The sequence below is a fragment of the Francisella sp. 19X1-34 genome, from assembly GCF_041102755.1.
Taxonomy (GTDB): Bacteria; Pseudomonadota; Gammaproteobacteria; order Francisellales; family Francisellaceae; genus Francisella.
The window spans coordinates 1-2,547 of record NZ_JBGCTX010000126.1 but is presented as its reverse complement, the minus strand read 5'-3'; the positions used below and the strand labels follow the sequence as shown (position 1 = coordinate 2,547).

Sequence of the window (2,547 nt, the reverse complement as noted above, 5' to 3'; positions counted from 1 at the left end):
CATTCTGTAAATCCCTTATTGTTATATTTAAAATATATAACCTAATTAAAATTTACACAATTATCTGTAAAGACCCCCCAAATTAGCAGGATAGATCACTATATACTTCATCTGCAAATGCTGACTTAGAAAATCTAACAGTAGCATAAGCTTTATCACCATCAAGCCAAGCTTTCTCTATTTTGCCTATTGGTTTATCCCAATCATGATTAAATAACAAATTAGCTCCATTATTTAATCTTTCAAAGTTAATAGCATCTTCATTATGTATCAAAGTCTCAGTCATATCTGACCAACGTTGATATGGTGTGTTAGATGAAAAACTAAGTGTTAATGTCCTATCTTGTTCACTCAAATTATCTCGAGTAAATACACCACTTCTATGGTGTTTTTGTCCTATTAATTGCTTACTCATTAGCATCTCCTACATCTTTAAATCTCTTTTTGTCTTCTTGAATCTGTTGTGCCACTACCTCTGGGGCTCTACCTGTCTTAGCTATCTCTTCACTAATTGAACTTAAACCACTTTCAATTTTAGTTTTACTAGCTTGAGCATCTTTATTTGGATCCATTCCCTCCCATGACCTAGGCATGTACTGAATAGAATCTTTAATATCTTCTATTTGAGAGCTAGAAATATTTAACTTGCCATTAAAAACATTAATATCAAGCCAAGCCTCAAATACTGGCTTAACCAAATTTTCTATAATTTTTTGTTGTAACATCTGCCATGAGGCCTTTTCTGATAACAAACCATGTCGTGTACTTGAATAACTAGATTGTGATAAATCATTACCTATACTTATAAAATTAACTCCATACCCTAAAGATATTGAAGCCATACGTAACATAGCATCTCTAAATGGTGCAAACTCTGCACTTGGAAACTTAGAATCAACTTGTTGTATTGAGTATTTACCATTCATTACCATAAAATCAGTACCATCACCCATATTTATAGTTTCTTTGGTATCTACTTTGCTATCTTCACTTTGATAATCACTTGAATTAGCAATAGGATTATAATCATCATCTTCTTTACTAAATATTCCGTTAATCTTTGAGTTTTGACGTGCATTATCCAAAGCACACTTAGCAAAATCATTTAACATGTTTAATGAGTTTAAAGCTGTATGGATATTTGATATACCTCTAGTAGCTCCTATGAAATCTATAATGTCCCCAGAAAAAGATACTGATTTTAGAAGGATTTTTATTCCTAGATGTTAAACTTAGTTAGAACAATTAGGAAATAGATAAATGAGTAGAAAAAGAATAACATATACAGCTGACTTTAAGGCTAAAGTAATTATAGAATTACTAGAAGGCGATAAGACAATTAATGAGATAGCAAGTAAGTATGATTTACTTCCCAAAAACGTACATAATTGGAAGCAGCAATTTTTATCAAATGCTTGTCTTGCATTCGATAAAAGCTCTGTTGTTAAAGAGTATAAGCAAGAGATAGATGAACTTAGGAAAGATAAAGATGCTACAAGTAAAAAACTTGGAGAAGTAATAGTGGAGAGGGATTTTTTAATGGGAAAGCTAAAAAGCTTGGTATCATCAAATGATAGAGTAAACTCTGTAGATACTAAGCTAGAGTTATCTTTAAATAATCAACTTAAACTATTATCTGTATCAAAAACTTTGTACTACTATACACCAATCCCAAGATTTAGTAGCTCTAATGATATTAAGCTATTGAACACAATAGATTTGATACATACTAAACATCCATATTATGGTACGAGAAGATTAGTAAAATTACTAAGTAAATTAGGTTTTTCAGTTGGAAGGAAGCTAATTAAAAGTGCAATGGAATTTATGGGTATTAAGGCATTGTATCCGAAAAGAAAGACAACTACTATTAATAAGCAACATAAGAAATATCCATACTTACTTAACGCGTTTAAGAATGAATCAAATCAAGTTGTGATCGATAAAGCTAATAAAGTTTGGAGTGCTGATATTACCTATATTCGACTAGAGCATGGATATGCATATTTAGCAGCCATAATAGATTGGTATAGCAAAAAAATATTAGCTTGGAAGATTTCAAATACTATGGATACACATTTAACAACTAGTGTATTAAATGAAGCTTTATTTAAATATGTTAAACCTGATATTTTTAATTCAGATCAGGGGGTGCAATATACAGCTAAAGAACATATTAAAATATTGTCTGATAGGAAAGTAAATATCTCTATGGATGCTAAAGGAAGATCTATAGACAATATTGCGATTGAGAGATTTTGGAGAACATTAAAATATGAAAATGTTTATCCATCATCTTATAAAAACATGAGTGAAGCTAATCTGGGTATTAGAGAGTACATTGACACATACAACAGTGAAAGACTACATTCGAGTATTGGATATATAACACCTGATGAAGCATATACTGGTATTTTGAATGCTGCATAAAAATAAGGAATAAAAATATATTAGAAAGTGGTATTGACTAACGACCCTTTACAGACTTTTGTGTAAATTTTTCATAGGCTACCAATCCTATCTTCAAATTTAATCATAAAATGTGCA

3 protein-coding genes are annotated in these 2,547 nt (G+C 30.5%); 1 reads left to right on the top strand and 2 read right to left on the bottom strand.

Annotated features, from left to right (window positions below; genetic code table 11):
- Positions 1 to 82 precede the first annotated feature (82 nt).
- Both AB8E56_RS11540 and AB8E56_RS11535 read right to left on the bottom strand, forming a co-directional pair.
- Positions 83 to 415: a hypothetical protein gene (locus AB8E56_RS11540; RefSeq protein ID WP_329481264.1), complete on the bottom strand. Its 333-nt coding sequence runs from the start codon at positions 413 to 415 to the stop codon at positions 83 to 85.
- On the bottom strand, positions 408 to 1,112 hold the full coding sequence (locus AB8E56_RS11535) for a phage portal protein (protein WP_329481262.1): 705 nt from the start codon (positions 1,110 to 1,112) through the stop codon (positions 408 to 410). Before AB8E56_RS11535 ends, AB8E56_RS11540 begins: the two co-directional genes overlap by 8 nt.
- 148 nt (positions 1,113 to 1,260) lie before the next feature.
- On the opposite strand from AB8E56_RS11535, the gene AB8E56_RS11530 reads away from it, so the two are divergent.
- Positions 1,261 to 2,430, top strand: coding sequence for an IS3 family transposase (locus AB8E56_RS11530; RefSeq protein WP_329481259.1), 1,170 nt, complete (start codon positions 1,261 to 1,263; stop codon positions 2,428 to 2,430).
- Positions 2,431 to 2,547 lie beyond the last annotated feature (117 nt).